The organism is Streptococcus mitis (assembly GCF_009496285.1).
Taxonomy (GTDB): domain Bacteria; phylum Bacillota; class Bacilli; order Lactobacillales; family Streptococcaceae; genus Streptococcus; species Streptococcus mitis_BP.
Genome location: NZ_WIJK01000018.1, coordinates 1 through 26,780 on the forward strand (window position 1 = coordinate 1; position 26,780 = coordinate 26,780).

General features: G+C 38.9%; 26 protein-coding genes. 13 read left to right on the forward strand and 13 right to left on the reverse strand.

Going from position 1 to position 26,780, the window contains the following annotated elements; genetic code table 11:
* Together GEZ89_RS09590 and GEZ89_RS06610 are read left to right on the forward strand one after the other, a co-directional pair.
* Nucleotides 1–988 (forward strand): hypothetical protein (locus tag GEZ89_RS09590; RefSeq protein WP_194251842.1); only part of this gene is annotated, 988 nt, incomplete at its 5' end.
* Nucleotides 989–1,006: 18 nt separating this feature from the next.
* Nucleotides 1,007–1,237, forward strand: a complete 231-nt coding sequence (locus tag GEZ89_RS06610; RefSeq protein ID WP_153225426.1) for a hypothetical protein — start codon at nucleotides 1,007–1,009, stop codon at nucleotides 1,235–1,237.
* A 428-nt stretch (nucleotides 1,238–1,665) separates the two neighbouring features.
* Here the strand turns inward: GEZ89_RS06610 and GEZ89_RS06615 are convergent, their stop codons facing one another.
* From GEZ89_RS06615 to GEZ89_RS06665, 9 genes are all read right to left on the reverse strand, one after another.
* On the reverse strand, nucleotides 1,666–2,715 hold the full coding sequence (locus GEZ89_RS06615) for a DUF389 domain-containing protein (protein ID WP_153225427.1): 1,050 nt from the start codon (nucleotides 2,713–2,715) through the stop codon (nucleotides 1,666–1,668).
* Complete coding sequence (locus tag GEZ89_RS06620) at nucleotides 2,712–3,035, reverse strand: potassium channel family protein (protein ID WP_001253404.1); 324 nt, start codon at nucleotides 3,033–3,035, stop codon at nucleotides 2,712–2,714. The genes GEZ89_RS06615 and GEZ89_RS06620 overlap by 4 nt, the downstream gene beginning before the upstream one ends.
* A 13-nt stretch (nucleotides 3,036–3,048) precedes the next feature.
* Complete coding sequence (locus tag GEZ89_RS06625; protein ID WP_322741494.1) at nucleotides 3,049–3,390, reverse strand: hypothetical protein; 342 nt, start codon at nucleotides 3,388–3,390, stop codon at nucleotides 3,049–3,051.
* The gene (locus tag GEZ89_RS06630) at nucleotides 3,315–3,617 is read right to left on the reverse strand and encodes a TMEM175 family protein (RefSeq protein ID WP_075231213.1); all 303 of its coding nucleotides are present in this window, start codon (nucleotides 3,615–3,617) and stop codon (nucleotides 3,315–3,317) included. Before GEZ89_RS06630 ends, GEZ89_RS06625 begins: the two co-directional genes overlap by 76 nt.
* 717 nt (nucleotides 3,618–4,334) lie before the next feature.
* Nucleotides 4,335–5,384 (reverse strand): DUF389 domain-containing protein, encoded by a 1,050-nt coding sequence (locus GEZ89_RS06640; RefSeq protein ID WP_153225430.1) that lies wholly within the window; start codon nucleotides 5,382–5,384, stop codon nucleotides 4,335–4,337.
* A gap of 578 nt (nucleotides 5,385–5,962) precedes the next feature.
* The gene (locus GEZ89_RS06650) at nucleotides 5,963–7,954 is read right to left on the reverse strand and encodes an ABC transporter permease (protein WP_153225431.1); all 1,992 of its coding nucleotides are present in this window, start codon (nucleotides 7,952–7,954) and stop codon (nucleotides 5,963–5,965) included.
* A gap of 1 nt (nucleotide 7,955) precedes the next feature.
* Nucleotides 7,956–8,714, reverse strand: coding sequence for an ABC transporter ATP-binding protein (locus GEZ89_RS06655; RefSeq protein WP_070459777.1), 759 nt, complete (start codon nucleotides 8,712–8,714; stop codon nucleotides 7,956–7,958).
* Between the two features lie 326 nt (nucleotides 8,715–9,040).
* On the reverse strand, nucleotides 9,041–10,015 hold the full coding sequence (locus GEZ89_RS06660; RefSeq protein WP_153225432.1) for an ATP-binding protein: 975 nt from the start codon (nucleotides 10,013–10,015) through the stop codon (nucleotides 9,041–9,043).
* Nucleotides 10,008–10,685 (reverse strand): response regulator transcription factor, encoded by a 678-nt coding sequence (locus GEZ89_RS06665; protein ID WP_153225433.1) that lies wholly within the window; start codon nucleotides 10,683–10,685, stop codon nucleotides 10,008–10,010. Before GEZ89_RS06665 ends, GEZ89_RS06660 begins: the two co-directional genes overlap by 8 nt.
* A 95-nt stretch (nucleotides 10,686–10,780) precedes the next feature.
* Here GEZ89_RS06665 and GEZ89_RS06670 point away from each other — a divergent pair, with 95 nt between their 5' ends.
* On the forward strand, nucleotides 10,781–11,857 hold the full coding sequence (locus GEZ89_RS06670; RefSeq protein WP_153225434.1) for a DUF2974 domain-containing protein: 1,077 nt from the start codon (nucleotides 10,781–10,783) through the stop codon (nucleotides 11,855–11,857).
* A 102-nt stretch (nucleotides 11,858–11,959) separates the two neighbouring features.
* Nucleotides 11,960–12,589, forward strand: coding sequence for an MBL fold metallo-hydrolase (locus GEZ89_RS06675; protein ID WP_153225435.1), 630 nt, complete (start codon nucleotides 11,960–11,962; stop codon nucleotides 12,587–12,589).
* Nucleotides 12,590–12,693: 104 nt separating this feature from the next.
* Here the strand turns inward: GEZ89_RS06675 and GEZ89_RS06680 are convergent, their stop codons facing one another.
* A complete protein-coding gene (locus GEZ89_RS06680) occupies nucleotides 12,694–13,458 on the reverse strand; it encodes a hypothetical protein (RefSeq protein WP_153225436.1) in 765 nt (254 codons plus the stop codon).
* Between the two features lie 87 nt (nucleotides 13,459–13,545).
* Nucleotides 13,546–15,438, reverse strand: a complete 1,893-nt coding sequence (locus tag GEZ89_RS06685; protein ID WP_075229567.1) for a M13 family metallopeptidase — start codon at nucleotides 15,436–15,438, stop codon at nucleotides 13,546–13,548.
* Nucleotides 15,439–15,616: 178 nt separating this feature from the next.
* Between GEZ89_RS06685 and GEZ89_RS06690 the strand changes: the two genes are divergently transcribed.
* The 8 genes from GEZ89_RS06690 to GEZ89_RS06720 all read left to right on the forward strand — a co-directional run bounded on the left by GEZ89_RS06690 (nucleotide 15,617) and on the right by GEZ89_RS06720 (nucleotide 21,302).
* Nucleotides 15,617–16,339, forward strand: a complete 723-nt coding sequence (locus tag GEZ89_RS06690) for a metal ABC transporter ATP-binding protein (protein ID WP_075228047.1) — start codon at nucleotides 15,617–15,619, stop codon at nucleotides 16,337–16,339.
* Entirely contained in the window at nucleotides 16,336–17,184 is an 849-nt protein-coding gene (locus GEZ89_RS06695) for a metal ABC transporter permease (RefSeq protein ID WP_075229540.1), read from the forward strand. The genes GEZ89_RS06690 and GEZ89_RS06695 overlap by 4 nt, the downstream gene beginning before the upstream one ends.
* A 31-nt stretch (nucleotides 17,185–17,215) precedes the next feature.
* Nucleotides 17,216–18,145, forward strand: coding sequence for a metal ABC transporter substrate-binding protein (locus GEZ89_RS06700; RefSeq protein WP_060955483.1), 930 nt, complete (start codon nucleotides 17,216–17,218; stop codon nucleotides 18,143–18,145).
* Between the two features lie 120 nt (nucleotides 18,146–18,265).
* On the forward strand, nucleotides 18,266–18,760 hold the full coding sequence (tpx, locus tag GEZ89_RS06705; RefSeq protein WP_061863530.1) for a thiol peroxidase: 495 nt from the start codon (nucleotides 18,266–18,268) through the stop codon (nucleotides 18,758–18,760).
* Between the two features lie 89 nt (nucleotides 18,761–18,849).
* The gene (locus tag GEZ89_RS06710) at nucleotides 18,850–19,500 is read left to right on the forward strand and encodes a metal-dependent transcriptional regulator (RefSeq protein WP_153225437.1); all 651 of its coding nucleotides are present in this window, start codon (nucleotides 18,850–18,852) and stop codon (nucleotides 19,498–19,500) included.
* Nucleotides 19,501–19,617: 117 nt separating this feature from the next.
* A complete protein-coding gene (locus GEZ89_RS06715; protein ID WP_194251843.1) occupies nucleotides 19,618–20,328 on the forward strand; it encodes a nicotinamide mononucleotide transporter in 711 nt (236 codons plus the stop codon).
* A 128-nt stretch (nucleotides 20,329–20,456) separates the two neighbouring features.
* Complete coding sequence (locus GEZ89_RS09730) at nucleotides 20,457–20,870, forward strand: hypothetical protein (protein ID WP_228113874.1); 414 nt, start codon at nucleotides 20,457–20,459, stop codon at nucleotides 20,868–20,870.
* Between the two features lie 18 nt (nucleotides 20,871–20,888).
* Entirely contained in the window at nucleotides 20,889–21,302 is a 414-nt protein-coding gene (locus GEZ89_RS06720) for a hypothetical protein (RefSeq protein WP_153225438.1), read from the forward strand.
* A 38-nt stretch (nucleotides 21,303–21,340) separates the two neighbouring features.
* On the opposite strand, the gene dtd is transcribed toward GEZ89_RS06720, so the two are convergent.
* Entirely contained in the window at nucleotides 21,341–21,784 is a 444-nt protein-coding gene (dtd, locus tag GEZ89_RS06725) for a D-aminoacyl-tRNA deacylase (RefSeq protein WP_153225439.1), read from the reverse strand.
* A 30-nt stretch (nucleotides 21,785–21,814) separates the two neighbouring features.
* Nucleotides 21,815–24,031: a RelA/SpoT family protein gene (locus tag GEZ89_RS06730; protein ID WP_049503998.1), complete on the reverse strand. Its 2,217-nt coding sequence runs from the start codon at nucleotides 24,029–24,031 to the stop codon at nucleotides 21,815–21,817.
* 292 nt (nucleotides 24,032–24,323) lie between these two features.
* Here GEZ89_RS06730 and GEZ89_RS06735 point away from each other — a divergent pair, with 292 nt between their 5' ends.
* Nucleotides 24,324–26,705, forward strand: coding sequence for a bifunctional 2',3'-cyclic-nucleotide 2'-phosphodiesterase/3'-nucleotidase (locus GEZ89_RS06735; protein WP_153225440.1), 2,382 nt, complete (start codon nucleotides 24,324–24,326; stop codon nucleotides 26,703–26,705).
* Nucleotides 26,706–26,780 lie beyond the last annotated feature (75 nt).

The window sequence follows — 26,780 nt, forward strand, 5'->3', positions numbered from 1 at the left end:
AAATAAAGAAACTGGTGATTATAGTAAAATAATAAATGACATATTACAGATTGGACTATATGTATTTATTGTTATTTTAATATTAGCGTTTATAAATAAATGGAATGAAACAAGGAACAAAAATATTTTACTTGAAGAGATTTTCGAATATTATTCCATATTGATTCAAGATAATATAATTCATTTATCTCATATAACTAAATCATTTGAGCAATATGATTTACTTTCCGAACAACTTCAGTATCAAGATGGTCGAGACTTTTACGAAGCAATAAACTCCCTCAGGAGTATAGATGTTTTAAAAAACGAGAGCGCATTAACGACTGAACTAGATAGAATATCCAAAGAAGCTTCGTTTATTGATGTGAATAGTGCAATTATAAACCAAAGATTAGTTAGAATTTTTGATAAAATCTTTTGTAAAGGATTGAAAAGATTTTTTAAAGATTGCTTAATGAAAAATAAAGAAGCTTTAAAAAAAATTACAAACTGCTCTATTCCCATAAAGATTTATCTATACGAATCTGATAACAATACGGATTATATTTATGAAGCTTTTATAGATGACGATTTATATTTCTCTGAAGGAGGACCAGATAAAACAAGTCGTATCACGGTATCTAATAGTGTTTTCTATGGTAGTACAAACGCTGCTACAAAAGAAGAATTACATCTTAACGCTAATAACTTATTAATTTTTAATATATCAAGCAATAATATTTCAAATACTGAGAAAGTTAATTTGGGGTATATTATGTATGATTTCACAGAGTATGTCAATACAAAGAAAAGTTTTAAGGATGATTTAGCATTAAAACGCCTTTTGAAGAATATCGGTATTGCAATAACTGAAACAATGAGCTACAACATGAAAGTTATGCGTAAAAATATGGAAAATATTAGAATACAAGGACATTTTATATCTGACGATACTGAAAAAGACAGTAATGAAATAAATTTTTTAGAAATAATTAAAGATAATTTTTAATTTTGGAGGTTGTATAGTATGGCAAGCATTTTTCAAAATAATTTTAGAGAAGCAAATCAAGAATTCATACGCATAGCTTCTAATACAAAATATTCTGCACGTAAGCAGGGATTACTTATAAATAAAATGCGTAAAGAGATAGAAAATAAATTTGATGTAAGTGAGTTTTATAAAAAAGAAGGGAGTATAACTCTAAATGTTCAAACAGAGGCTATTGAATGGGAAAATGTGATGACTTCTGGTAAATAAACTATAGAGTAATTGTTCTGCCCCCAAAAAGTTAGTTAGTTTAAGTAAAGGATTTGGTTCTGTATTGCACAGTACTAAATCCTTTTATAGTGGATTGAAATAAGATATGAACAAAGAAATTGGGAAAGTTAAATTTATTTCTAGAAATGTTTTAGCAATCACAACATACTATTTTAGATTCAATACACTATAGTTTGTTCGAGCTCTTTTTTCTACAACAAAATAGGCTCCATAATATCCATAGGGAATTTACCCACTACAAATATTATAGAGCCTGCTTTTTTATATTTTGATTAAGCTGAGTTAGTAGTGATTGGTCAAACCACCACAAATAGTATCCTCATCAACAATTCTTTCTATCCATTAACTTTTGGATATAGGATATCCTCCCAGGATTTGCTTCCATGAGTTAGATAAGTTGACTATCCTCAATCCTTGTCTGCTTCATTTTCTTTTGCGCGATCGTTTTGTAAATCTTTTTCAGAGAGTTTTTGTTCGATATACTTGTCAATGTTTTCGTAAAATTCCTTGGTCGCTTCACTATCTAATGTTGGCGAGTTCTGAACTTGATTCACTTTCAATTGAACAGATTGAATACCGTAAGAGGCTTGTTTTTGGTGGAGTGTTTCTAATTCTTCTTCTGAAATCGGATCTCCAACAACCGTCAAGACTAATTCATTGCTACTTGACTTGTAGACTTGATTAATGACCGTATGATTGGCGAACTCATTTTCTACAAACTGTTTGATCCCTTCTTTTCGCGCTTGATCCATCGTCAGAGTGACTGCTGAATAGCTGGCTGGAAGGACCAATAATACAATCAAGGATATCAACCCAATTTTCATTTTAATGTTTAGCTCATTAAATGAACTTAAGGGAGATTTTCTCATAAAAATTCTTGTTCCAACAATGTTGATTAGCATGATAAAGACACAGTTGATCAAGAAAAGATAAAGAGCCCCAAATAAAAATCGTACATTTCCATTAGCTAAACCATATCCTGCAGTGCAGATAGGTGGCATCAGAGCTGTTGCAATGGCTACTCCTGGTACGATATTGTTTGCTTCTTTTTTCCTTGACCCAATTACACCTGCTATCCCACCAGCAATAGCAATGAGAACATCCCAAATGGTTGGAGAGGTTCGTGCAATCAACTCGCTACTTGCATAAGATAAGGGGGAAATCCAGAAATACAAAGTCGAGACAAGCAAACTGACCAATATTTGAGTAAATAAAACCTCTAAAGATTGCTTGATTAAACGCGTATCAAAAATAGCTAAACCAAATCCGAGTCCAACAATCGATGTCATAAGAGGGGAAATCAGCATGGCTCCAATAATGACAGCTGTTGAATTCATATTTAAACCTATAGAGGCAATAAAAATCGCACACATCAAAATCACTGTATCTCTTAATCGAACATGAAGATCATCATATAATTTCTCACGGTATTCCCGTGTTGAATAATTGGCAGTCATTTGTCCTCTCCTCTTTCCTTATTTAAATCGGTATAATAATTAATAATAACAGCTGATAAACAGCCAAAAAATATGAGCCCATAAATCGTCAAGAAGACACTGGTAATCCTTCCAATCAAGGTCACAGCTAGGAGATCCCCGTAGCCGACAGTCGTCGAAGTCACAAAAGCATACCAAAGACCGTCTCCGTAATTTGTGATAGCAGGTTCAACTAGGAAAAGCACGCCTCCTGACCCAAAAACAAAGGTCACAAAACTCAGAGCAAACCGAGTAAAACCCGTAACCTGTATAATATGCCATAACATTTTTAAACGTCTCATTTGTTCTCCTTATTCATACTAGCTCCTGACCGAGCCGTTTTTTCCAATAATCAAAGTGAAGATAGGACATGATCTCCATCAGAGAAAGATAGACAAACTGATAGATCTGATTTAAGCTGATTATCAACTGATATTGTTTGAAAAATGACTGGAAGAAAGACCAGATATGACTGTCTTGAATCAGTCCCTTCTTAACATCAGACAGGATATTAGCTAAAGCTCCCAAGGACTGAAACGGTAAATCCTTGACATTTATATAGATCCGGTCCACCACCTCATTCAGACTGGTATCTTGGATGGCATGAAATTCTCCAAAGAGAACTCCTGCCGCTCCAAGAGTAGAAACAAATTCCACCAAATAATTTCTGAGGAAATTTTCTCAACCTTTTCCCATAATGTGTTTAGTGCCATCCATAACGATCCCAACCAGAAAAAGAAAAGAAAACAAGCAAAGAAATTTTGCCGTAAATCCCAAAAAGCTTCAAGACTTGGTGTTGTTGGTTTTTCTAACTCTAAAATCAAGATGGTCATAATAATTGCTAGAACAGCATCTGTCAATACAATTAATCTGTCTTTCTTCATCGGATTGCATCCCCTTTCTTTTTTGTAACATTCTATCTTATCGCATAATATTGGATATTCTTTCATAATCCGACTACAAACAAAAATAAACCAAAAAGTCTGTCCCTATTATGCTATATTTAACTCTAGAAGTATTCATCCATCTAATTAATAAGTATATCATATTTCACAATAAATGAATACTATCAAAGATTCATCCCCTTTCACTTCATCATTTAGTGTTGCTTAGATTTATCAAAAACAACCAAATTTGTATTAATTTCAAGTATCACCTAGTTACAAAAATTTGGGGTGAACAGAAAAAGCATCCCGTATTTTTGATACGAAATGCTTTCAATAAGTTTAAATAAGTTTTAACGTTTACTAAATTGTGATGCTTTACGAGCTTTTTTCAAGCCTGGTTTGGAAAGTATGAATTTCAGTTGGACTAAAAACAGCGTAATATCAAGACTTTTCTCCGCTTTTATAAAAGCGTTTTTCCAATCAAATTCAACTAATTTTATCTAAATGGTGTGGATTTTACCCCCAAAATTACAGAGAATGGAGCTGATAAACACTAAACGTTCACACCATTAGTTAAATGATTTTTTTCATCATTTTTCTTAGATGATAGAACTTCTAATTTATTTCTTATTCAAGCAAAAACAACCTGCTATAAGTAAGAAAGAGGAAGATACAAGAAAAACACGGCGTAAAAACCGATTCAGTTCATTGTCCTCAATCCTTGTCTGCTTCATTTTCTTTTACGAGATCGTTTTGTGAATCTTTTTCAGAGAGTTTTTGATCAATATACTTGTCAATGTTTTCATAAAATTCCTTGGTCGCTTCACTATCTAATGTTGGCGAGTTCTGAACTTGATTCACTTTCAATTGAACAGATTGAATACCGTAAGAGGCTTGTTTTTGGTGGAGTGTTTCTAATTCTTCTTCTGAAATCGGATCTCCAACAACCGTCAAGACTAATTCATTGCTACTTGACTTGTAGACTTGATTAATGACCGTATGATTGGCGAACTCATTTTCTACAAACTGTTTGATCCCTTCTTTTCGCGCTTGATCCATCGTCAGAGTGACTGCTGAATAGCTGGCTGGAAGGACCAATAATACAATCAAGGATATCAACCCAATTTTCATTTTAATGTTTAGCTCATTAAATGAACTTAAGGGAGATTTTCTCATAAAAATTCTTGTTCCAACAATGTTGATTAGCATGATAAAGACACAGTTGATCAAGAAAAGATAAAGAGCCCCAAATAAAAATCGTACATTTCCATTAGCTAAACCATATCCTGCAGTGCAGATAGGTGGCATCAGAGCTGTTGCAATGGCTACTCCTGGTACGATATTGTTTGCTTCTTTTTTCCTTGAACCAATGAAACCTGCTATCCCACCCGCGATAGCAATGAGAACATCCCAAATGGTTGGAGAGGTTCGTGCAATCAACTCGCTACTTGCATAAGATAAGGGGGAAATCCAGAAATACAGTGTCGAGACAAGCAAACTGACCAATACTTGAGTAAATAAAACCTCTAGAGATTGCTTGATTAAACGCGTATCAAAAATAGCTAAACCGAATCCCAGTCCAACAATCGGTGTCATAAGAGGGGAAATCAGCATGGCTCCAATAATGACAGCTGTTGAATTCATATTTAGACCTATAGAGGCAATAAAAATCGCACACATCAAAATCAATGTATCTCTTAATCGAACATGAAGGTCATCATATAGTTTCTCGCGGAATTCACGTGTTGAATAGTTTCCGGACATTGGTTACTCCTTTTATTTCATATAATCTTGTTTCTGCATGGATGATGGTAGAGAGACATCTGTCTAAACTGACATGTTTTTAATTCTTACCTGTGATTCTTTTGAACATTATCTTTTAAATATCCATCAGTCCATCCTACATATTATATCAAAAATTTTACAGTCTTTCTCTGAAGAAATCAATTAATTGAAAAGATAGAGAAATGAAGTAATTTTTGTTTCCTTATCCGAAGAAGAAAAAACGATATCTCCTCTGAAAGTAGATACTTTTTTAATGTTTAAACATGATGAGTTTGTAGCAGCAATCCTAGCTGATATCGCCAACAAATCACGTGTTGAGAAACAAGAGATAAAACCCGGTACAAAATCCAAGCTACTAAAAAAGAGGCTGGGACAAAAGTCCTAGCCTCTCAATTGTCTTTGGATTGTCGAGCAAGACGCAGTGGTTGAGTGGACTCTACTACGCTGATTTCATCATCTTTTACAGCCCTACTCAACTGTGCGGAGGTGGGACGACGAAATCGAATTCTACCGAATTAACGATTTCTGTACCACTCTCTTTTTTGATGTTTCTGTTTTTACATTTGAACAATTCTACGATAACTTCTTGAAGTAATTATAAAGATTAGTACATAGACTAAAGCAAAGATACCACAGATAGAAAGTGTTACGCTTAACATCATAGCTGTATCTACTACCCCAATGACCTTAAGAATCAAACTTAACATATGATAGGCAAAAGCCAAGTGTAGGAAAGCAAAGATTACAGGGAGGAAGAAAACAGTCAAGACCTGCTTGTTAATGGTTTGTTTGATTTGTTTTTGATCCAAGCCCACTTTTTGCAAGATGACAAAGCGTTCACGATCTTCATAACCTTCTGAGATTTGTTTATAGTAGATAACGAGTACAGTTCCAATCATAAAGATGATAGATAGGAAAATACCAATAAAGAGAACTCCTCCAAAGAGAGCATTCATTTGGGCAATTGCGTCACTCGCAGTATTTCCACCGTATACCATACCACCTTCGCTCTTAAGATTATGACTGAAATTATTCACATACTCATGAAAATCGTCAGCTAGCTTTAACTGTTCCTCTTGACTGGCGGTTACATCCATACCACCGTATAACTGAGTATAAATAGCAGAATCCTGATATTTTTCTAAAAAGCTTTGAAGATCTGGTACGACAAGGTAGTTATAATCCGAAATCAAGAGAACATACTGATTTGAAACATGATTGATGATAAAATCTTGCTGGATTTCTTCCTTGATACGATACTCTTGATTGTTAAGACTGAATGTTTTCTGACCTTTTAGTTGGTCATTTTTAGCCCAAAGACCAACTTCGTTATCCGTTAAATGAAGCTTTTGTCCAGTCATTTTCTCATAGTCTTTTTGTTCAAAAACTAGGAAGACTGTCTTAGGCATGACATTGTTTTGCCCTTTTTCAAAGATGGTTAATTTGGTCCCATCTTGACTAGAAAGACCAAAACTTGAAAAGCTGAGAACATCCTTATTGCTGATCGTTAGATTCTTTTCACTGGCATATTGACTCAATAGTTGGTCTAAATCCTCAACTTCTACATTTTGTCCTGAAACTGACATATCGTGAGGATATAGGATTTTTTTCATATTTTCAGATCCGTTGTAGATACTAGTAGCTGCAGACATAGTAACCAAAACCATGGTTGAAAGGATGGCAATTGTTGCTAATCCGACAGCATTTTTCTTCATACGAAAGATAAGGTTAGAAACAGAGATGAGGTTGTTAGGTTGGTAGTAATATCTCTTGTTTTTCTTGAGCAACTGTAAGAAAACTGTAATACCAGCATTGAATAAGAGATAGGTCCCTACAATAACTAACATAACCGCAATAAAGAAAGTAGCGATAGCTTTGAAAGCATCTGTTACGCTTAGTGCTAAGTAGTAGCCACCACCTAGTGCAATTAGCCCTACAAGTGTCTGAAGGACTAGGAAACGCCCCTTCTTCTCACCTTTTGCTTTCTCACGAGAAAGTTGCAGAGCATCCATTCGGATAATGCGGATAGCATTTAGGAAGACAAGGGCTAAAAAGATAAAACCGAATACCAGAAGGATTGAAAGCACTACGGACCATTGGAAAGTTGCAACTAACTCCACTTTCATCTTTGAAAGTTTGAGCAATAAAGCGAAAATCAGATTGTCAAAGAGAGCACCAATCCCAATCCCAGCAGTGACTGTTACTAGACCAAAAATCAGGAGTTCCTTAAAGGTCATACCAATTAAATGGCGCTTTTCTAGTCCCAACATACCATAGACACCCAGTTCTTTTGAGCGATTTTTCATGACAAAACTGTTGGCATAAAGCACGATAATGGCAGATGCAAGTGTCACAACGACAAGCCCTAGTTGTAGGGTAAATTGAATAGCAGATGCACCACGTAAATCCACAATTTTAGGATTAAAGGCTAGGGAATAAAAGAGATAGCTAATTGTGACTGCCAAAATGACAGACAAAGCAAACGGATAATAGAGTTTGCGGTTTTTAATTAAGTTGGATATGGCCAACTTATTGGTTAATCGAAACATACTAGTTCACCTCACTTGCCATAACAGTCAAGGTATCAGAGATTTCTTGGAACATCTGACGATCCGTCTTTTCACCACGGTAGATTTGATTATAGAGAATACCGTCCTTGATGAAAAGAACACGTTTTGCACGGCTAGCCGCTGCTGTTGAGTGGGTCACCATGAGAATGGTTTGCCCTTGCTCGTTGATCTGATCAAAGATATCAAGGAGGGCTGCAGACGATTTAGAGTCTAGGGCACCTGTTGGCTCGTCCGCAAGAAGAATTTCTGGTTCTGTGATGATAGCCCGTGCAACTGCAACCCTTTGTTTTTGCCCTCCAGAGATTTCATAAGGGTACTTCTCCTGCAATTGATTGATGCCAAGATTTTCGGCCGTCACGACCAATTTTTTCATCATTTCTGTAATAGGCTTTCTAGACAATACCAAAGGGAGTAAGATATTGTCTTTAACAGAAAGCGTATCTAACAAATTGAAGTCTTGGAAGACAAAGCCTAACTTTTCACGACGGAAGCTTGATGCTTCAGTATTTTTAATGGTAGCTGTGTCTGTTCCGTTTAGGAAGACCTGACCACGAGTTGGTTTGTCAAGCATGGCGAGAATATTGAGTAGGGTTGATTTCCCAGAACCAGACTCACCCATAATGGCAACGTAGTCGCCTTTTTCTACAGTGAAGTGAATATCTTTCAGGGCTTCTACTTGGTTGCCTTGGAAACGTGTTTTATAAATCTTTTGAACGTGTTTTACATCTAATAGTGTCATGATAATCTCCTTTTTAATATCCCATTAATTGAAACTGAGCCTGCATAATAGCGCAACCGAGCTGAACTCGCTCGATCTCTTTTGGACTTGGTTTACTTGTATCTTTCTTTTGTAAGATTGTTTTCATGGTTTCTCTCCTTTTTCTTTATGCTATAAGTTTACTCCAAATAAAGAGGACTTGCCATAACATAACCTTACAAAAGAGGTCTTTAATCTTACATTTTTGTAAGATTACATTTTTTTATCTGATTGAAGCCTGCTTTCTTACCATAACAAGGTCTAAAGAAGAGCCTGAAAGGATTCTTCCAAGCTCTTAGTAATTCTTTTCACTCAATCAGTAAATTCACTTCAGAGAACTTAATCCTCACCGTTGTTCCTTGCCCAAGCTCGGATTCTATTTGAATCTGATGCCCTAATTCTTGGCTGATTTTCTGGGTTAGATAGAGCCCAAGTCCAGATGACTGCTGGGTCATTCGACCATTATATCCTGAAAAACCACGTTCAAAGACTCGCAATCGATCACTGTTTTTGATACCAATTCCGGTATCTTTGATGCAAAGGTCTGAACCATCCATGTAGATTTCAACCCCACCTTCATTTGTGTACTTGAGGCTATTTGACAGGATTTGTTCAATAACTACCAACAGCCATTTCTTGTCTGTAACAATGCTTCTATCCAAGTCATGCAGATTAATACTTAGATCTTTCTGGATAAAGAAAATGGCATATTTGCGAATGACTTCCTTGACCAGATCCTCCACATTTTCTTTCTTCAACACCAGATCATCATGGAAGCTCTCTAAGCGTAGGTATTGGAGAACGAGGTTTGTATAGGAATCAATCTTAAAAATTTCCTGTTCTAGCTGTTGCTTCAATTGGCGATCTGCCACCTCGCTCACGAGGAGTTTACTGGCCGCAATTGGTGTTTTTATCTGATGCACCCAGAGTGTATAGTAGTCCACCAAATCATTGTAGCGGTTTTCAGCATCTGATTTCTTTTGGTAGAGTTCCTCTTCACTTTTCTCTAGTTTTTCAGTTAGTAGGACCTCCATTGGGGACTTGGCTTCTCTTTTTCCGTAGAACAGTTCCTTACGGTAGCGTTGCAATTCTATCAAGAAATCATAGACCAAAAACAAAAGTGTCAAAAAGGTAGATAGAAAGAAGAAATAGTTAAAGTAGGGCACTTGGTTATCAAATAAGACCTCAAAGAGAAAAAGTAAACCTGTAAGTAAGAGAATAAACACGAAAAAACGGCTACGCGAACGGATATAAGCTAGAAAAAAACTTTTGAAATCAAGCATGTTTCAATCCGTACCCTATTCCTTTCTTGGTTTCAATAAAACCAATCAAACCTTCTTCCTCCAGTTTCTTGCGCAAACGAGCGACATTAACAGACAAGGTATTGTCGTCAATAAAAAAGTCACTGTTCCAGAGTTCCCGCATCAAATCATCACGCGCTACGATATTTCCCGCATGTTCAAATAAAACCCGCAAAATCTGAAATTCATTCTTGGTTAGGCTGATAGCTTTGCCATTGACATGCACATCCATAGACTTGGTATTGAGGATAACTCCAACATACTCTAAGAGACTTTCATCCCGTCCAAACTCATAGGAACGACGCAACAAGCCCTGTACCTTTGCTAAAAGGACCTGCTGGTCAAAAGGCTTGGTCACAAAATCATCCGCTCCCATATTAATGGCCATCACAATGTCCATAGCCTGGTCTCTCGAAGACAGAAACATAATGGGAACTTTAGAAATCTTGCGAATCTCCTGGCACCAATGATAGCCATTAAAGAGAGGCAAGCCGATATCCATGAGAACCAGATGAGGCTCAGACTGAACAAATAGTGTTAGAACTTCCATGAAGTCTTCTACCATGACTACCTCAAATCCCCATTCAGAGAGCATTTTCCCAACTTGTTGACGAATAACTGGATCATCTTCTACTAGTAAAATCTTATGCATCTGCTCCTCCTTTTTCTATATTATAGCAAAATTCTCCTCACTACTAGCGAAATTGATGTAAATCTGATAAGATAAAAGTTAAGAAAGGAGTTCCCATGGCCAATATTTTCGACTACCTAACTGATGTTCAATACGATTCTTTTTACGATCTTCCCTTGAATGAACTGGATATACTTGCTTTGACAGAGCTGACCTATCTTTCTTTTGATAACCTATTGAACCAGCCTGTCAATCGTTTAAGCGATGTCGCAACTCGCGTCCCTCGAGAAAGCACCATGTTGACCAATAAAGAACGTCTTCAGCTCCTCGATCAGTTATCCCAGCACAAACGTTTTAAAAATAGCAAACTCTCTAACTTTGTAAACGAGATTGATACGGAGCAACAGAAACAGTTCGCTGCTATGACCTATCGCCTTAACTTAGATACTTATCTGATTGTCTTTCGAGGTACAGACGATAGTATTATTGGTTGGAAGGAAGATTTCCATATGACCTACATGAAGGAAATCCCTGCCCAAAAACATGCTCTTGAATACTTGGAAGATTTCTTTACCCAACACCCAAAACAGAAAGTGATTGTAGCTGGACATTCTAAAGGTGGGAATCTGGCTGTCTATGCTTCCAGTCAAATCCAGTCTGAATTGCAAGACAAGATATCTGCAGTTTATACCTATGATGCCCCTGGTTTGCAGGCTCATCTGACTGAAACCACTGGTTATCAAGATGTCATTCCAAAAATTCACCGTTTCGTCCCACAAGGTTCTGTCATTGGCATGATGCTAGAAGTTCCTGATACTCCTACCGTCGTCAAATCTACAGCTCTCGGTGGCATCGCCCAACACAATACTTTCAGCTGGCTAACTGAGGGACACCACTTTGTCCAACTAGAGGCCATCAGTAGTGAAAGTCTACAAATCAAAGACACTCTTAAAGAATGGGTGGATAGTGTTCCCGATGAAGAACTAGAGCTCTACATTGATCTCTTTTTCGGAACCATCCTAGAATCTGGAATCACTTCCATCAATGATTTATCTTCTAGAAATGCTATTGAACACATTCAACAACTTGTTTCTCAAGCCCAGACACTGGAGCCCAAGCAAGTTGAAATCTTAAAAAACCTGACACAACTCCTACTGGATGCACGCTTCCAAGCCTGGAAGAATCATTTTTAATCAATAACAAGGTCTCTTCTCTGAAGGGACTTTCTTCTTGATTCCTTATTTTATTCTTCTGTGTTATACTAGTAGGAGTAAATTCTTTGAAAGAGGAAACCTATGAAAATCCATAAAACTGTGAATCCTGTTGCTTATGAAAATACTTATTATCTCGAAGGGGAGCAACACCTGATTGTGATCGATCCTGGTAGCCATTGGGAGGCCATTCGCAAGACTATCGAGAACATTAACAAACCAGTCTGTGCCATTCTTCTGACCCACACTCACTACGACCATATTATGAGTCTTGACTTGGTCAGAGATACTTATGGAAATCCTCCAGTCTATGTGGCAGAAAGTGAAGCATCTTGGCTCTATACTCCTGTCGACAACCTTTCAGGACTCCCTCGACACGATGATATGGCGGATGTCATCTGCAAACCAGCTGAACACACTTATGTCTTTCATGAAGAATACCAGATTGAAGAATTCCGCTTCACAGTCTTACCAACGCCAGGCCACTCTATCGGTGGAGTTTCATTGGTTTTCCCAGATGGACACTTGGTCTTAACGGGAGATGCCCTTTTCCGAGAAACCATTGGTCGGACAGATTTGCCAACTGGTAGTATGGAACAACTCCTTCATAGTGTCCAAACCCAGCTCTTCACCCTTCCAAACTACGATGTCTATCCAGGACATGGTCCGGCTACGACTATCGCGCACGAAAAAACCTTCAATCCATTTTTCTAAAACATAAAAACCAAGGACAATCATCCTTGGTTTTTATGTAGCTTCAATTTCTACATCACTACTTGCTCAGAAGAATCAACATTGACTAGAAAAATAATTTAAAACTAATTAGTTGGATTCAATTCTTTCCAGTCAATGTTAGACAAATCAAGCTTTTCAGAAGAAATATCTAAAACTTGCTCTGCTTTTTCATTACCACCGATTTGAATAGTTGCTTCTTTAATCTTCTGCACTCCATTTTTATCAAACGAATATAGAGCCAGGTTCATTTCTGGACGAGTTGACTGCCAGTCTGCATAAGAGACTAGACCATTTTCGTAAATAACAAAGCCTGAGCGAAAACCACCTGCAGAAGCTACATAAGCTGTGTGAAGTAAGTTTGGTTTTTGATTTTCCAAATAATAAATGGCTGAAACGAATTTTTCATCCCCAATAAGTAACTCATCTTGCCCATCCTTATTCAAATCAAGAAGGGCATATTTAAAGTCTGGTGCATTTTGATAATCCATTCGAGAGAAAATCATGCCATATTCTTCTGATGCAATCTTGTGTTGTTTATTTTCCTCGTATAAATCTTCTCTATTACCTTGTTTTAAAAGCTCTGTATAGTGATTATAACGTTCAATCACTTCTTTATACAAATCTGGTCCCGTTTCCTTCTTATTTTCAGCAGTTGATTGTGACGCTTTGGTTGACGATTCGCTTGTATTTTCAGTCTTTGCTTCTGTTGATGTACTAGACTTATCGTCTTTGGAAACAGATGATAGTGCAGATGAAGGTTCTGTATTGCTATTATTTTTATTGAGACCACAAGATGCCAAAACTGAAATCGAAAGAATAGATGAGAGCATCATTAAAAATTTCTTCATATTAACCTCGATAGCATTGCATTTTCAGATGTATAAACTTCAAAAATGAATCATTCACGTCAAGTTATACTTGGTTAAGAAATCATTTTACCAAATAATCACACGGTCTTCTGGTGAACGCCACATTCCGTCGCCTTCTTTGACATCATAGGTCGTAAAGAAGTCGTCAAAGTTTGGCACTTGGACGTTAACACGGAGTTTAGCTGGCGCGTGTACGTCAACGCTAGCCATGAGTTTCATCAACTCTGGGCGACCTTTCATACGCCAGATACGAGCAAAGTTATGGAAGAACTCTTCAGCTGAGAAATCTGGCTCTCTCTTAGCAGCTTCTAGCGCTGCAGCGATTCCTCCTAGATCGGCAACGTTTTCGGATACAGTTAATTTCCCATTGATTTTTGCGCCGTAAGATTCTTGGCCATCAAACTGGTCGATAACCTTCTGTGTCTTTTCTTTAAAGGCTGCATAATCGCTCTCTGTCCACCAATCCTTGAGACTTCCATTTTCATCAAAGGAAGCCCCATTTGTATCAAAAGCATGAGAAATTTCATGGGCGATAACCGCTCCGATCCCACCATAGTTGGCAGAAGATGACTGATGCAAGTCATAGAATGGTGCCTGTAAAATAGCAGCAGGGAAGACAATCAAGTTCTTTTGTGGATTGTAGTAGGCATTGACCATATGAGCAGGCATTCCCCACTCCTTGTAGTCAACTGGCTGATTCCACTTGCTCCAACTGTGCTTGATTTCCACACGCGCAAAGGCTAGGGCATTCTCAAAGAGGCTAGCAGATTCATCCACTACCTTATCTTTATAGCGGACTGGCAATTCTTCTGGATAACCGATATAAGGCTTGATGACATTGAGTTTGACGATGGCTTTTTCTCGAGTTTCAGGAGTCAGCCAGTCATTTTTAGCTAAACGTTCCTTATAAACGTCAATCATGGTCGCCACTTTTTTCTCTACGTCTGCCTTGGCTTCTGGAGAGAATTTTTCGTGGGCATACCAAAGGCCAAGAGCTTGTTTAAAAGGTCCTTGAGCTAAATGGTAAGCTGCCTTACGTTTGTCTTGAGCCTCTGGAACTCCTGAAAGAGCTCGTCCGTAGGCACCTGACAAGATACGAATCTCATCTGTTAGATAGCTAGTTGAAAGATTAACTATACTCAAGATCAAGCTTGCCTTGAGCAAAGGCCAAGCTTCTTCACTATAGAATTGCTCTGCTGCTTGCCAGAAACGTTCTTCATCTACAACAACCTTGTCTGGAGTTTGTCCAATCACTGCTTGGAAGAAGTCATCTAAAGGTAGGGCAGGCGCAAACTTTTTGAAATCTTCATAAGAATAAGGATGGTAAAGTTTGGCATATTCTGAACTTTCTTCGTTTGAAAGTACGACAGCTGCGATACGGCGGTCCAATTCCAATCGTTTCTCTAGCAAATCTTCGATTTCTTCATCTGAGAAGTTATAGGCTTTGAGGAGATTAGAAGTACTTTCTTTCCAAAGGTTCAATAATTCCTCACGCTGAGGATGGTCTTCCGCATAGTAGGTTGTATCAGGCAAAATAGTTCCTGGAGCACTAGCCCAAAGAACATTGGTTCTAGCATCCATAAAGTCTGGTGATACTCCAAATGGAAGGAAGTTTGGTTTACCAGCTAATTCAAATGCAGCTAGTTTACTTGCGAAATCCGCAAAACTTTCCAAATCTTGATATTCCTTCAGTAAAGGGAGGACTGGCTCGATTCCATCAGCTTCTCGCTTATCGAAATCTCTGACCATAGCATGGTACTTGACAAAGTTTTCTAGGATAGGATCTTCTGGAAGATCTTCTCCTGCCAACCACTTGTCAGTCGTCGTTAGCATCAACTCTTCGATTTCTTCGTCAAGGTCGATAAAACCACCTGTTCTCGATTTATCGGCTGGAATAACAGCAGTCTTTTCCCACTCACCATTTATTGCATCATAAAAATCATCTTGATAACGTGTCATCTTGTTCTCGCTTTCATTTTTCACTTATTCTTAGCTTAGCAAAAATCCCTGGGGAATGCAATTAAAAATGCCGTCTTCTTCTGATTGTTTTCTAGTTAATATTTTAAATATTTACAAAAATTAACTTGACTTAATTTTTATTTTAAGGTATATTAAAAGATAGGAGGAATATAACTGTATGATACGTATCGAAAACCTCAGTGTCTCCTACAAAGAAACGTTGGCACTAAAGGATATTTCACTAGTGCTCCAAGGACCAACGATTACCGGAATTATTGGCCCAAACGGCGCTGGGAAATCAACATTATTAAAAGGTATGCTGGGAATTATCCCACATCAAGGTCAGGCATTTCTCGATGACAAGGAAGTTAAAAAATCCTTACATCGAATCGCCTATGTCGAACAAAAAATCAATATCGACTACAACTTTCCCATCAAGGTCAAGGAATGCGTCTCGTTAGGACTGTTTCCCTCTATTCCTCTCTTTCGAAGTTTAAATGCTAAACATTGGAAGAAAGTGCAAGAGGCCCTTGAAATCGTCGACCTAGCTGACTACGCTGAACGGCAAATCAGTCAACTCTCTGGAGGTCAATTCCAGCGGGTCTTGATTGCCAGATGTTTGGTGCAGGAAGCCGACTATATCCTCTTGGATGAACCCTTTGTTGGGATTGACTCAGTCAGTGAGGAAATCATCATGAATACGCTGAGAGATCTGAAAAAAGCTGGAAAGACGGTCCTTATCGTCCACCACGACCTCAGCAAGGTTCCCAACTACTTCGATCAAGTCTTGCTTGTCAATCGAGAAGTGATTGCTTTTGGTCCGACCAAAGAAACCTTTACCCAAGCCAATCTCAAAGAAGCTTACGGTAATCGACTCTTTTTCAATGGAGGTGACCTATGATTGCAGAATTTATCGATGGATTACAAAAATTCCATTTCTTACAAAATGCCTTGATAACAGCTATTGTTATCGGGGTCGTAGCTGGAGCTGTAGGATGTTTCATCATTCTACGTGGGATGTCACTCATGGGAGATGCCATTTCACATGCTGTCTTACCAGGTGTAGCCCTCTCCTTCATCTTGGGCATTGACTTCTTTATCGGAGCCATTGTCTTTGGACTGCTAGCTGCTATCATCATTACCTACATCAAGGGAAACTCGATTGTCAAAAGCGATACCGCCATCGGCATTACCTTTTCTTCTTTCTTAGCCCTCGGTATCATCTTGATTAGTGTCGCTAAAAGTTCAACTGACCTTTTCCATATCCTTTTTGGTAATATCCTGGCCGTCCAAGATACGGATATGTTTATTACCATGGGGGTAGGGGCAGCCATTCTCTTGTTAATCTGGATTTTCTTCAAGCAACTCTTGATAACGTCCTTTGATGAACTCTTGGCCAAAGCCATGGGAATGCCTGTCAATTTCTATCACTACCTTCTCATGGTACTCCTAACTCTCGTATCTGTGACAGCCATGCAAAGTGTCGGAACTATCCTGATTGTAGCCATGCTGATTACCCCAGCTGCAACTGCTTATCTGTATGCTAATAGCCTGAAAAGCATGATTTTCCTTTCCTCAACCTTTGGAGCGATAGCTTCAGTTTTGGGGCTCTTTATCGGCTATAGCTTTAACGTTGCGGCAGGTTCTAGTATCGTGCTCACAGCTGCTAGTTTCTTTCTCATTAGCTTCTTTATCGCTCCAAAACAACGATATTTGAAACTGAAAAATAAACATTTGTTAAAATAAGGGGCAAAACCCCAATAAATTGGAGGATCTAATGAAAAAATTAGGTACATTACTCGTTCTCTTTCTTTCCGTCATCGCTCTTGTAGCATGTGCTAGTGGAAAAAAAGATGCAGCTTCTGGTCAAAAACTAAAAGTTGTTGCCACAAACTCAATCATCGCTGATATTACTAAAAATATTGCTGGTGACAAGATTGATCTTCACAGTATCGTTCCTGTTGGTCAAGACCCACACGAATACGAACCACTACCTGAAGACGTCAAGAAAACTTCTCAAGCTGATTTGATTTTCTATAACGGTATCAACCTTGAAACAGGTGGAAATGCTTGGTTTACAAAATTGGTAGAAAATGCTAAGAAAACTGAAAACAAAGACTACTTTGCAGTCAGCGAAGGCGTTGATGTTATCTACCTTGAAGGTCAAAACGAAAAAGGAAAAGAAGACCCACACGCTTGGCTCAACCTTGAAAACGGGATCATCTATGCTCAAAATATTGCTAAGCAACTCATCGCTAAAGACCCTAGCAACAAGGAATTCTACGAAAAGAATCTCAAAGAATACACTGAAAAACTAGACAAGCTTGACAAGGAAGCCAAAGAGAAATTTAACGCTATTGATGCTGACAAGAAACTCATCGTAACCAGCGAGGGATGCTTCAAATACTTCTCTAAAGCTTACGGTGTACCAAGTGCCTACATCTGGGAAATCAATACTGAAGAAGAAGGAACACCTGACCAAATCAAGACTTTGGTGGAAAAACTTCGCCAAATGAAAGTTCCATCACTCTTTGTTGAATCCAGTGTCGATGATCGTCCAATGAAGACTGTTTCTAAAGACACAAACATCCCAATCTATGCTCAAATCTTTACGGACTCAATCGCTGAAGAAGGTAAAGAAGGCGATAGCTATTACAACATGATGAAATACAACCTTGACAAGATTGCTGAAGGTTTAGCTAAATAATCATTTTAAAAACGTCAGTCACCTTGAATTGGCGTTTTTTTTTGATTCAAAATCCAGTCAAATTATTGGAAAACTCTGAACATTTAATGTAGAATGAAAGAAAAAAGATTGGAGTAGCTTATGACTACATTCCTTGGAAACCCTGTTACTTTTACGGGAAAACAACTACAAGTGGGCGACAAGGCACTTGATTTCTCTCTCACAACGACTGACCTCTCTAAAAAAACACTGGCTGACTTTGAAGGCAAGAAAAAAATCTTGAGTGTCATCCCTTCTATCGATACAGGCATCTGCTCGCTACAGACTCGTCGCTTTAACCAAGAATTAGCTAGCTTAGACAACACTGTTGTCTTAACGGTGTCTATGGACCTCCCCTTCGCTCAAAAACGCTGGTGTGGTGCTGAAGGAATTGAGAATGCCATCATGCTCTCAGACTACTTCGACCACTCCTTTGGACGCGATTATGCCCTCTTAATCAATGAATGGCATCTGCTTGCTCGAGCCGTTTTTGTTCTCGATGCTGACAATATTATCCGTTATGTTGAGTATGTGGACAATATCAACAGCGAGCCAAACTTTGAAGCAGCCATTGAAGCAGCAAAGTCGCTTGACTAAAAGAAAGCCCACTTGTAACAAGACAGAAAGCTAGAGAAATCTAGCTTTTTTTGGTATACTAGATGGAGATAATAAACAAGGAAATGCGAATGACACCAAATAAAGAAGATTACTTAAAATGTATTTATGAGATTGGCATGGAAGTTCCTAAGATTACCAACAAGGAAATCGCTGCTCGGATGCAGGTATCACCTCCTGCGGTAACTGAGATGATCAAGCGCATGCAATCCGAAAATCTTATATTAAAGAATAAAGAAAATGGCTATATACTAACGGATATTGGCTTAAAGCTGGTCTCTGAGCTTTATCGCAAGCATCGACTGATAGAGGTCTTTCTAGTTCACCATCTAGACTATACCAGCAATCAGATTCACGATGAAGCTGAGGTATTAGAGCATACAGTTTCAGACCTTTTTGTGGAGAGACTGGAGAGTATGTTAGGCTTTCCAAAGACCTGTCCCCATGGAGGAACCATTCCTGCTAAGGGTGAGCTTCTAGTTGAAGTTAATAACCTGCCACTTTCTGATATCAAAGAAGTAGGAAACTACCTTCTGACAAGAGTTCATGACAGCTTTGAAATCCTCCAATATTTGGATAAACATGCTATCCATATTGGAGACCAACTCCAAGTCAAGCAGTTCGATGGCTTCTCTAATACCTTTACCCTGATTCACAACAATGAAGAACTTCAAGTCAGCCTAGAAATTGCCAAGCAGCTCTATGTTGAAAAACTGAACTAATTTCTCAAGTCCCCTACCAACCCTGAAAGCTTTATTTTCAGGGTTTTATTTCTAGCATTTGATGTTACTCTCATTTTGTTGTAGAATGTTTGTAAAAAAAGAAAGATATTTTAACCTATGAAAAAATCACTAAAAATTTTTGCGACATCCAAATGGTTTGACCTCTTTGGGGTTGCTCTGGTCGTTGGAATTGCGATCGCATCTGGTTACCTCAACTCCCGTCTCAATAAATTCGTAGACTGGGGCTCATGGACTGCCCTTGTGCCCTTTGGATTGATTTCCGTAACCAACGTTGGGATTTCCATGTTGTCCACTCGTTTCACGGGAAAATTAAGCAAATGGGGAAATTACTTTGGCATTGTCAATACGATTTTGTCCGGCACCATTGACTATATCCTTGGAAATAAGGCGGCCATTATCACCTATCCTGTCACCTTCCTCATTTATACCTTTGCTATTAAGAAATGGGAAGCTTCGCAAGAAGGCAGACCCAACCAAATGAGCCAAAAACAGATAAAATTAGCTGCCATCATCATTTCAATCATCGCCTTCCTCTTTGCATTTATGACCAACTATATCGGCTATGGAGGAAAGATGAATCTCCTTGCCTACGTAACAACTATTTCCTTTGCACTCTCCCTCATTGCCAATGCTTTGAATGCATTGAAACTGACAACTCAGTGGGGATTTTGGTTGATTTACAATTTCGTTCAGCTGACAAAGGCTGGCATTCAAGGAAACTTTGCCAATATCGGAAAATACATCTTTTATATCCTCAATGCAATCGGAGCTTTATTTGTCTGGAATGATGAAGAAGTGGAAAAATAGAAGGAAACTCAAATAAAGAAAGCAAGCCGACTTAATAGAATTTCCTTACTAAAATTTTTTATCATTTTACTTGTAACTCCCATTCTTTTGGAGTAGAATGAAGCTAGATAAAAGAGGGAGGTCATCTTATGAAAAATCTCTTTAGAATCCATTTTACAGCCATCGTAGTCAGCGATTTGCTACTGTTGGTAACTTTCAGACCTCGATACGAACTTTCTTTGGAGAGAGGCCTGATTTTTTGCTTCATTTTCATCCTTGCTCAAGGACTACTGCTATTTCGCTTGGTCAATCGACTCAAAAAACATTTCTCTGAGATTTATCCTCAGATGAACAAAAAAATTCGCCTTTACTACTTAAAGATTCTCTCCACTGACCTACTATTATTTGTCTTTTTAGCCATCACTGGCCCTCAACATTTTTACTCTCTTACTCCAGTCTTTACTTCCTGTCATTCTACTTTTTATTATATAACGGCTAGCCACCTAAGAGAAAACTATCCAGACTTTTATGACAAACATATCTCTTTGTGGGAGTGTCTCTAAGGAAAAAAAGGTTTTATCATGAAAAAAATCATCTACATCAAAACCATTCAACTCCTTATCATCGATGGAATCATGCTGGCATTTTTGACATTTAAAGAGGGACTGACGTGGGATTGGATTTTGATTTACAGTGGTTGGCTCATTTTCTTTCATCCTGTGCTATTGACCTATCTGTCTAACCAGCTTTGTGACCACTTCAGTCAACTCTATTCCCAGATTAGACCTAGATTCTGGCGTTTTGCCTTACAAATCCTCCTATGGGATAGCCTGATAATTCTCTCCTTGCTGTTTTTAAGGGGTGTCCCACTCTTCCTTCAGGGAACTCTCCTCATCCTAGGACATTTCATCCCTTCCTATCGCACCTGCCAAATCCTGAAACAAGACTTCCCCAAAGCTTATCAAGAACCGATTTCATTTTGGAATATTTTGTGATAGATGAGAAAAACCAAGCCGGTCGGGCTTGGTCTTTCTTATCTATTTTTCGTATCAAGGATAATGGTAACCGGTCCGTCATTGACCAGCTCAACCTGCATATCCGCTCCAAAGATGCCTGTCTGAACGGGCACTTCTTGAGCTAATTTTTTGTTGAAAGCATCATAGAAGTCTGATGCCATATCAGGCTTGGCTGCGCCTGTGAAGGCTGGACGATTTCCCTTTTTGGTATCTGCAAACAAAGTAAACTGAGAGATGGAGAGGATTTGGCCTTGGATATCCTTAACCGATAAGTTCATCTTGCCTTCAGCATCTGAGAAAATTCGCATATTGACAAGCTTTCTGACTGCATACTCCAAATCTTCTTTTTGATCCTCAGGTCCAACACCTACTAAGAGTAAGAGCCCCTGCTGGATTTTCCCATATACTTGACCCTCAATAGAAACTTGTGCTTTCTTGACACGCTGAACGATAATTTTCATAGCAATCCTTTCTGATGATATCAAGCCAACTTAACCATTGGTACGTTTAACCGAGTAGACTTCTGGTACACTCTTAATCTTATCAACCACGGTGGTCAGCATTGAAAGGTTTGAAATTCCAAAGGAAACATGGATATTAGCAAATTTCATATCCTTGGTTGGTTGGGCATTAACGGTTGAAATATTCTTAGTTGTATTTGATAAGACTTGCAAGATATCATTCAATAGACCAGAACGGTTGAGCCCGTAGATATCGATGTGAGCCATATACTCCTTGCTTGAGAATTGGTCTTCCCATTCAACATCGAGTAGACGTTGCTCATAGTTTTCCTGTGAACGAAGATTCATACAGTCTACACGGTGGATGGCAACTCCGCGTCCTTTGGTAATATAGCCGACGATATCATCACCTGGAACAGGGTTACAACATTTAGCAATCCGGATCAGGAGCCCAGAAGCACCTTGGATGACTACTCCACCCTCATGCTTAACCTTAAGCGTGTCCTTGTTCTCCACCTTGACTTCGCCACCCTTGACCAGTTCTTCTGCTTCTGCCTTAGCTTTGGCCCGCTCTTCTTCACGACGTTCCTTCTCAGTCAAACGGTTAAAGACAGTGATGGCTCCGATTTCTCCAAAACCAATCGCCGCAAATAGCGCTTCTTCTGTCTTGTAGCTGGTTTTTTGAAGGACTTCATCCATGTGGCGTTTGTCCATAAATTTATTGGCCACATAGCCGTTTTCTTGGAGCTGACTAATCAGCAATTCACGACCTTTATTGATGGACAATTCTTTATCTTGGTTTTTAAAGAACTGACGAATTTTGTTACGAGCCTTGCTGGTCTTGACCATATTGAGCCAGTCACGGCTTGGTCCAAATGAATTTGGATTAGTGATGATTTCAACCTGGTCACCCGTTTTTAACTTGGTCGTCAATGGAACCATACGGCCATTAACCTTGGCACCAGTCGCTTTTTCCCCAATCTTTGTATGAATTTCATAAGCAAAGTCAATCGGACCTGAATCTTTTGGAAGTGAACGAACCGCCCCATCTGGAGTAAAGACATAAATCTCCTCAGCCAGATAGTTTTCCTTGACAGTATCCACAAATTCCTTGGCATCATCTGCTTGATCTTGGAGCTCCATCATCTCCTTGATCCAGTTCATTCCAATAGCAGATTCCTTACTATTAACCTGACCCTTGATTCCTTTTTTGTAAGCCCAGTGAGCCGCAACCCCGTACTCAGCAACCTCGTGCATCTCCTTAGTACGAATCTGGAACTCAATCGGCCCTTTTGGTCCATAAACAGTCGTATGGATAGACTGGTAACCATTGGCCTTACGATTGGCAATATAGTCTTTAAAACGTCCCGGCATTGGTTTCCAAAGCTCATGAACGTAGCCCAACATCGCATAGACATCACTCTGAGTGTCTAGAATACAACGAATGGCAATCAAGTCATAGATCTCTTCAAAGCGTTTTTTCTTGTCCTGCATCTTGCGATAGATAGAGTAGATATGCTTTGGACGACCGTAGATTTTTCCTGTAAGATGGCGCTCAGATGAGTATTCCTCGAGTTTCGTCACAACTTCATCGACCAAGGCTTCACGCTCTTGACGTTTTTCCTTCATCATGTGACTAATCTTGTAAAATTCAGTTGGATTGAGATAGCGGAAAGAGAGATCTTCCAGTTCCCATTTCACACTTGAAATCCCCAAACGATGAGCAAGCGGTGCATAGATTTCCATTGTTTCTCTGGAAATACGCTCCTGCTTGTCCTTACGAAGGTGCTTAAGAGTTCGCATATTGTGCAGACGGTCAGAAAGTTTGACCAAGATAACACGGATATCCTCTGACATAGCCATGAGCATCTTGCGATGATTTTCAGCCAGCTGCTCCTCGATAGACTTATACTCAACCTTACCAAGCTTTGTAACACCGTCAACAATCACTCGAACATCATGGCCAAACTCACGCTCTAAGTCATCCAAGGTAGCTTCTGTGTCTTCTACCACGTCATGCAAAAAACCACAGGCAACAGTGACAGCATCTAGCTTGAGTTTAGCCAAAATACCTGCTACCTGAATAGGGTGGATAATGTAAGGCTCGCCTGATTTACGATACTGGCCACTATGGCATTCTACAGCGTAAACCAAGGCCTTGTGTACAAAAGCCACATCTTCTTTCGATAAATATTTTTGCGTTAAAGCGACGACTTCATCGCCTGAATAAATTACTTCTTTCGGCATGCATACTCTCCAATTCTTCCTACCATTTTAACACTTTTTTGAGGATATGAAAACTAGTAAAGCCCATTCTAGATTAGAATCACTTACTGATTATTCTAAAAAGAAAAAAGTACAATTTTCAGATAAATGTTCACATTTTCCTGCATTTTTGTTATGTATGACAAATAAAACTTCCATTTTCAAATTTTCCCTGCTTCTTTGTTTAAAATCTATAAAATAATATTCGTAACTAACTTGATACCTAGCCTGTGATTTTGTATAATCAAGTGAAACTATTTTTTAGGAGAATGTTATGACATCATTTCGCAAACCAGCCGCCCTTTTAGGGCTTACTGCCGCTGTCTTTGCAGTATCTACTGCACAGGCTGATGAGACCAGCACAAATTTAGATGCTAGTATCAAACCTAGTTCAGCAACAAGTCCAGCTGAAAAACCAGTCACTAGTAAAGCAAGTGACACACTAGCTGATTCTGAAAAAGAAGGGACTATTGAAAAAGGGACTACAGAAGTTGCCCTAGCACCAACTGCTGAAGCTAAAGCTTCAAACGAAGGAAGTCTCGCAGAAGATGAAGCCAACCAACCTGTCGAAGGGCAAGAAGTTGATGTCCGTATCCTTGCAACTACCGACCTGCATACAAATCTAGTCAACTATGACTACTATCAAGACAAACCTGTTGAAAATGTCGGTCTTGCAAAAACAGCAATCCTCATCGAAGAAGCTAAAAAGGAAAATAGCAATACTATCCTCGTTGACAATGGGGATACCATCCAAGGAACACCTCTTGGAACCTACAAGGCTATCGTCAATCCAGTTAAAGAAGGCGAACAACACCCTATGTATACAGCACTTCAAAAGCTTGGTTTTGAAGTGGGGACACTCGGAAATCACGAGTTTAACTATGGATTAGACTATCTTAAACGTGTCATCGAAACCGCTGGTATGCCTATTGTCAATGCCAATGTTGTCGATCCTAAAACAGGTGCTTACATCTACGATCCTTACAAAATTATCACCAAAACTTTTGTAGATAAAACTGGTCACAAAACGACTGTCAAAATTGGGGTTACAGGAATTGTCCCTCCTCAAATTCTTAGCTGGGATAAAGCTAACCTTGAAGGTAAGGTTTTGGTTAATGATTCAGTAGAAGCTATCAAAAATATTATTCCTGAAATGCGTAAAGCAGGTGCAGATATCACTCTCGTTCTATCTCACTCAGGTATTGGAGATGACAAGTACGAAAAAGGTGAGGAAAACGAGGGCTACCAAATTGCTAGCCTACCTGGTGTTGATGCCGTAGTCACAGGTCACTCACATGCCGAGTTTCCTAGTGGAAACGGAACAGGTTTTTATGAAAAATATCCTGGTGTTGATGGTATCAACGGTAAAATCAATGGCACTCCTGTCACCATGGCTGGAAAATACGGTGATCATCTAGGTATTATTGACCTCAATCTTGTATATAAAAATGGAAAATGGTCAGTTGTCAACAGCAAAGGATCTATCCGTAAAATTTATACAAAATCCAAGGAAGCCGACGAACGCATCAAAGAAATTGCTAAAGAATCTCATGAAGGAACTGTCAAATATGTCCGCCAGCAAGTCGGAACAACAAGTGCCCCGATTACTAGCTACTTTGCCCTTGTAAAAGATGATCCATCAGTTCAAATCGTCAACAACGCTCAAATTTGGTATGCTAAGAGAGAACTAGCAGGAACTCCTGAAGGTAGTCTCCCGATTCTTTCTGCCGCTGCTCCATTTAAAGCTGGTACCCGTGGGGATGCAACTGCCTACACAGACATCCCAGCAGGTCCAATTGCGATCAAAAACGTAGCAGATCTCTACCTCTACGACAATGTTACAGCTATTCTCAAAATTACTGGAGCCCAATTAAAAGAATGGTTGGAAATGTCTGCAGGCCAGTTCAACACTATTGATCCGAGTAAAAAAGAAGCTCAGCAGCTCATCAACTCTAGCTATCGTACCTATAACTTTGACGTCATCGATGGTGTAACTTACGAGTATGATGTAACACAACCGAACAAATATGACCGAGAAGGCAAGTTACTTCATCCAGATGCTAATCGTGTTCGCAATCTTAAATACCAAGGCAAAGATGTTCGTCCAGAGCAAGAATTTATCGTTGTAACCAACAACTATCGCGCAAATGGTCAATTCCCTGGTGTTCGTGATGCTAGCCTCAACCGTCTACTTGGACTTGAAAATCGTCAAGCAATTATTAACTATATCCTTGAAGAAAAAAATATCAACCCAAGTGCAGATAAAAATTGGCGCTTCACTGATAGCATTAAAGGATTAGATATCCGTTTCTTGACAGCTGATAAGGCTAAAAATTTGCTAGGCACAGATGGCGATGTTCAATATCTCGCAAGTTCAGAGCAAGAAGGTTTTGGTGAATACCGACTTCTCTATGTAGAGCCAAAAGTAGATCCTACAACACCAGACCAACAAGATTCTGGCAATCAGAGCCTTAATGGACGAAATGAGACTATTACTCTTTCAAATGGTGGTCAAACTATCACACTACCAACAACTACTAAAGCAGCTACTACTAGTTTGCCAAATACCGGAGAAGAAACATCCATCCTTACACTACTAGGAATCGTCCTAGCAGGATTCGGACTTTCTCTTAAAAGCAAGAAAAAACAAGGCTAATTAAGTCAAAAGAAGTAAGATGATGTTCATCCTACTTCTTTTATTATGGTTACAAGAAAGGCACTGCAAATTCAA

What these genes read in the sequence shown, in the direction of transcription:
- GEZ89_RS06610 (WP_153225426.1), top strand. Translation starts at nt 1,007, where the DNA reads ATGGCAAGCATTTTTCAAAATAATTTTAGAGAAGCAAATCAAGAATTC.
- GEZ89_RS06615 (WP_153225427.1), bottom strand. Translation starts at nt 2,715, where the DNA reads ATGACTGCCAATTATTCAACACGGGAATACCGTGAGAAATTATATGAT.
- GEZ89_RS06620 (WP_001253404.1), bottom strand. Translation starts at nt 3,035, where the DNA reads ATGAGACGTTTAAAAATGTTATGGCATATTATACAGGTTACGGGTTTT.
- GEZ89_RS06630 (WP_075231213.1), bottom strand. Translation starts at nt 3,617, where the DNA reads ATGAAGAAAGACAGATTAATTGTATTGACAGATGCTGTTCTAGCAATT.
- GEZ89_RS06640 (WP_153225430.1), bottom strand. Translation starts at nt 5,384, where the DNA reads ATGTCCGGAAACTATTCAACACGTGAATTCCGCGAGAAACTATATGAT.
- GEZ89_RS06650 (WP_153225431.1), bottom strand. Translation starts at nt 7,954, where the DNA reads ATGTTTCGATTAACCAATAAGTTGGCCATATCCAACTTAATTAAAAAC.
- GEZ89_RS06655 (WP_070459777.1), bottom strand. Translation starts at nt 8,714, where the DNA reads ATGACACTATTAGATGTAAAACACGTTCAAAAGATTTATAAAACACGT.
- GEZ89_RS06660 (WP_153225432.1), bottom strand. Translation starts at nt 10,015, where the DNA reads ATGCTTGATTTCAAAAGTTTTTTTCTAGCTTATATCCGTTCGCGTAGC.
- GEZ89_RS06665 (WP_153225433.1), bottom strand. Translation starts at nt 10,685, where the DNA reads ATGCATAAGATTTTACTAGTAGAAGATGATCCAGTTATTCGTCAACAA.
- GEZ89_RS06670 (WP_153225434.1), top strand. Translation starts at nt 10,781, where the DNA reads ATGGCCAATATTTTCGACTACCTAACTGATGTTCAATACGATTCTTTT.
- GEZ89_RS06675 (WP_153225435.1), top strand. Translation starts at nt 11,960, where the DNA reads ATGAAAATCCATAAAACTGTGAATCCTGTTGCTTATGAAAATACTTAT.
- GEZ89_RS06680 (WP_153225436.1), bottom strand. Translation starts at nt 13,458, where the DNA reads ATGAAGAAATTTTTAATGATGCTCTCATCTATTCTTTCGATTTCAGTT.
- GEZ89_RS06685 (WP_075229567.1), bottom strand. Translation starts at nt 15,438, where the DNA reads ATGACACGTTATCAAGATGATTTTTATGATGCAATAAATGGTGAGTGG.
- GEZ89_RS06690 (WP_075228047.1), top strand. Translation starts at nt 15,617, where the DNA reads ATGATACGTATCGAAAACCTCAGTGTCTCCTACAAAGAAACGTTGGCA.
- GEZ89_RS06695 (WP_075229540.1), top strand. Translation starts at nt 16,336, where the DNA reads ATGATTGCAGAATTTATCGATGGATTACAAAAATTCCATTTCTTACAA.
- GEZ89_RS06700 (WP_060955483.1), top strand. Translation starts at nt 17,216, where the DNA reads ATGAAAAAATTAGGTACATTACTCGTTCTCTTTCTTTCCGTCATCGCT.
- tpx (WP_061863530.1), top strand. Translation starts at nt 18,266, where the DNA reads ATGACTACATTCCTTGGAAACCCTGTTACTTTTACGGGAAAACAACTA.
- GEZ89_RS06710 (WP_153225437.1), top strand. Translation starts at nt 18,850, where the DNA reads ATGACACCAAATAAAGAAGATTACTTAAAATGTATTTATGAGATTGGC.
- GEZ89_RS06715 (WP_194251843.1), top strand. Translation starts at nt 19,618, where the DNA reads ATGAAAAAATCACTAAAAATTTTTGCGACATCCAAATGGTTTGACCTC.
- GEZ89_RS09730 (WP_228113874.1), top strand. Translation starts at nt 20,457, where the DNA reads ATGAAAAATCTCTTTAGAATCCATTTTACAGCCATCGTAGTCAGCGAT.
- GEZ89_RS06720 (WP_153225438.1), top strand. Translation starts at nt 20,889, where the DNA reads ATGAAAAAAATCATCTACATCAAAACCATTCAACTCCTTATCATCGAT.
- dtd (WP_153225439.1), bottom strand. Translation starts at nt 21,784, where the DNA reads ATGAAAATTATCGTTCAGCGTGTCAAGAAAGCACAAGTTTCTATTGAG.
- GEZ89_RS06730 (WP_049503998.1), bottom strand. Translation starts at nt 24,031, where the DNA reads ATGCCGAAAGAAGTAATTTATTCAGGCGATGAAGTCGTCGCTTTAACG.
- GEZ89_RS06735 (WP_153225440.1), top strand. Translation starts at nt 24,324, where the DNA reads ATGACATCATTTCGCAAACCAGCCGCCCTTTTAGGGCTTACTGCCGCT.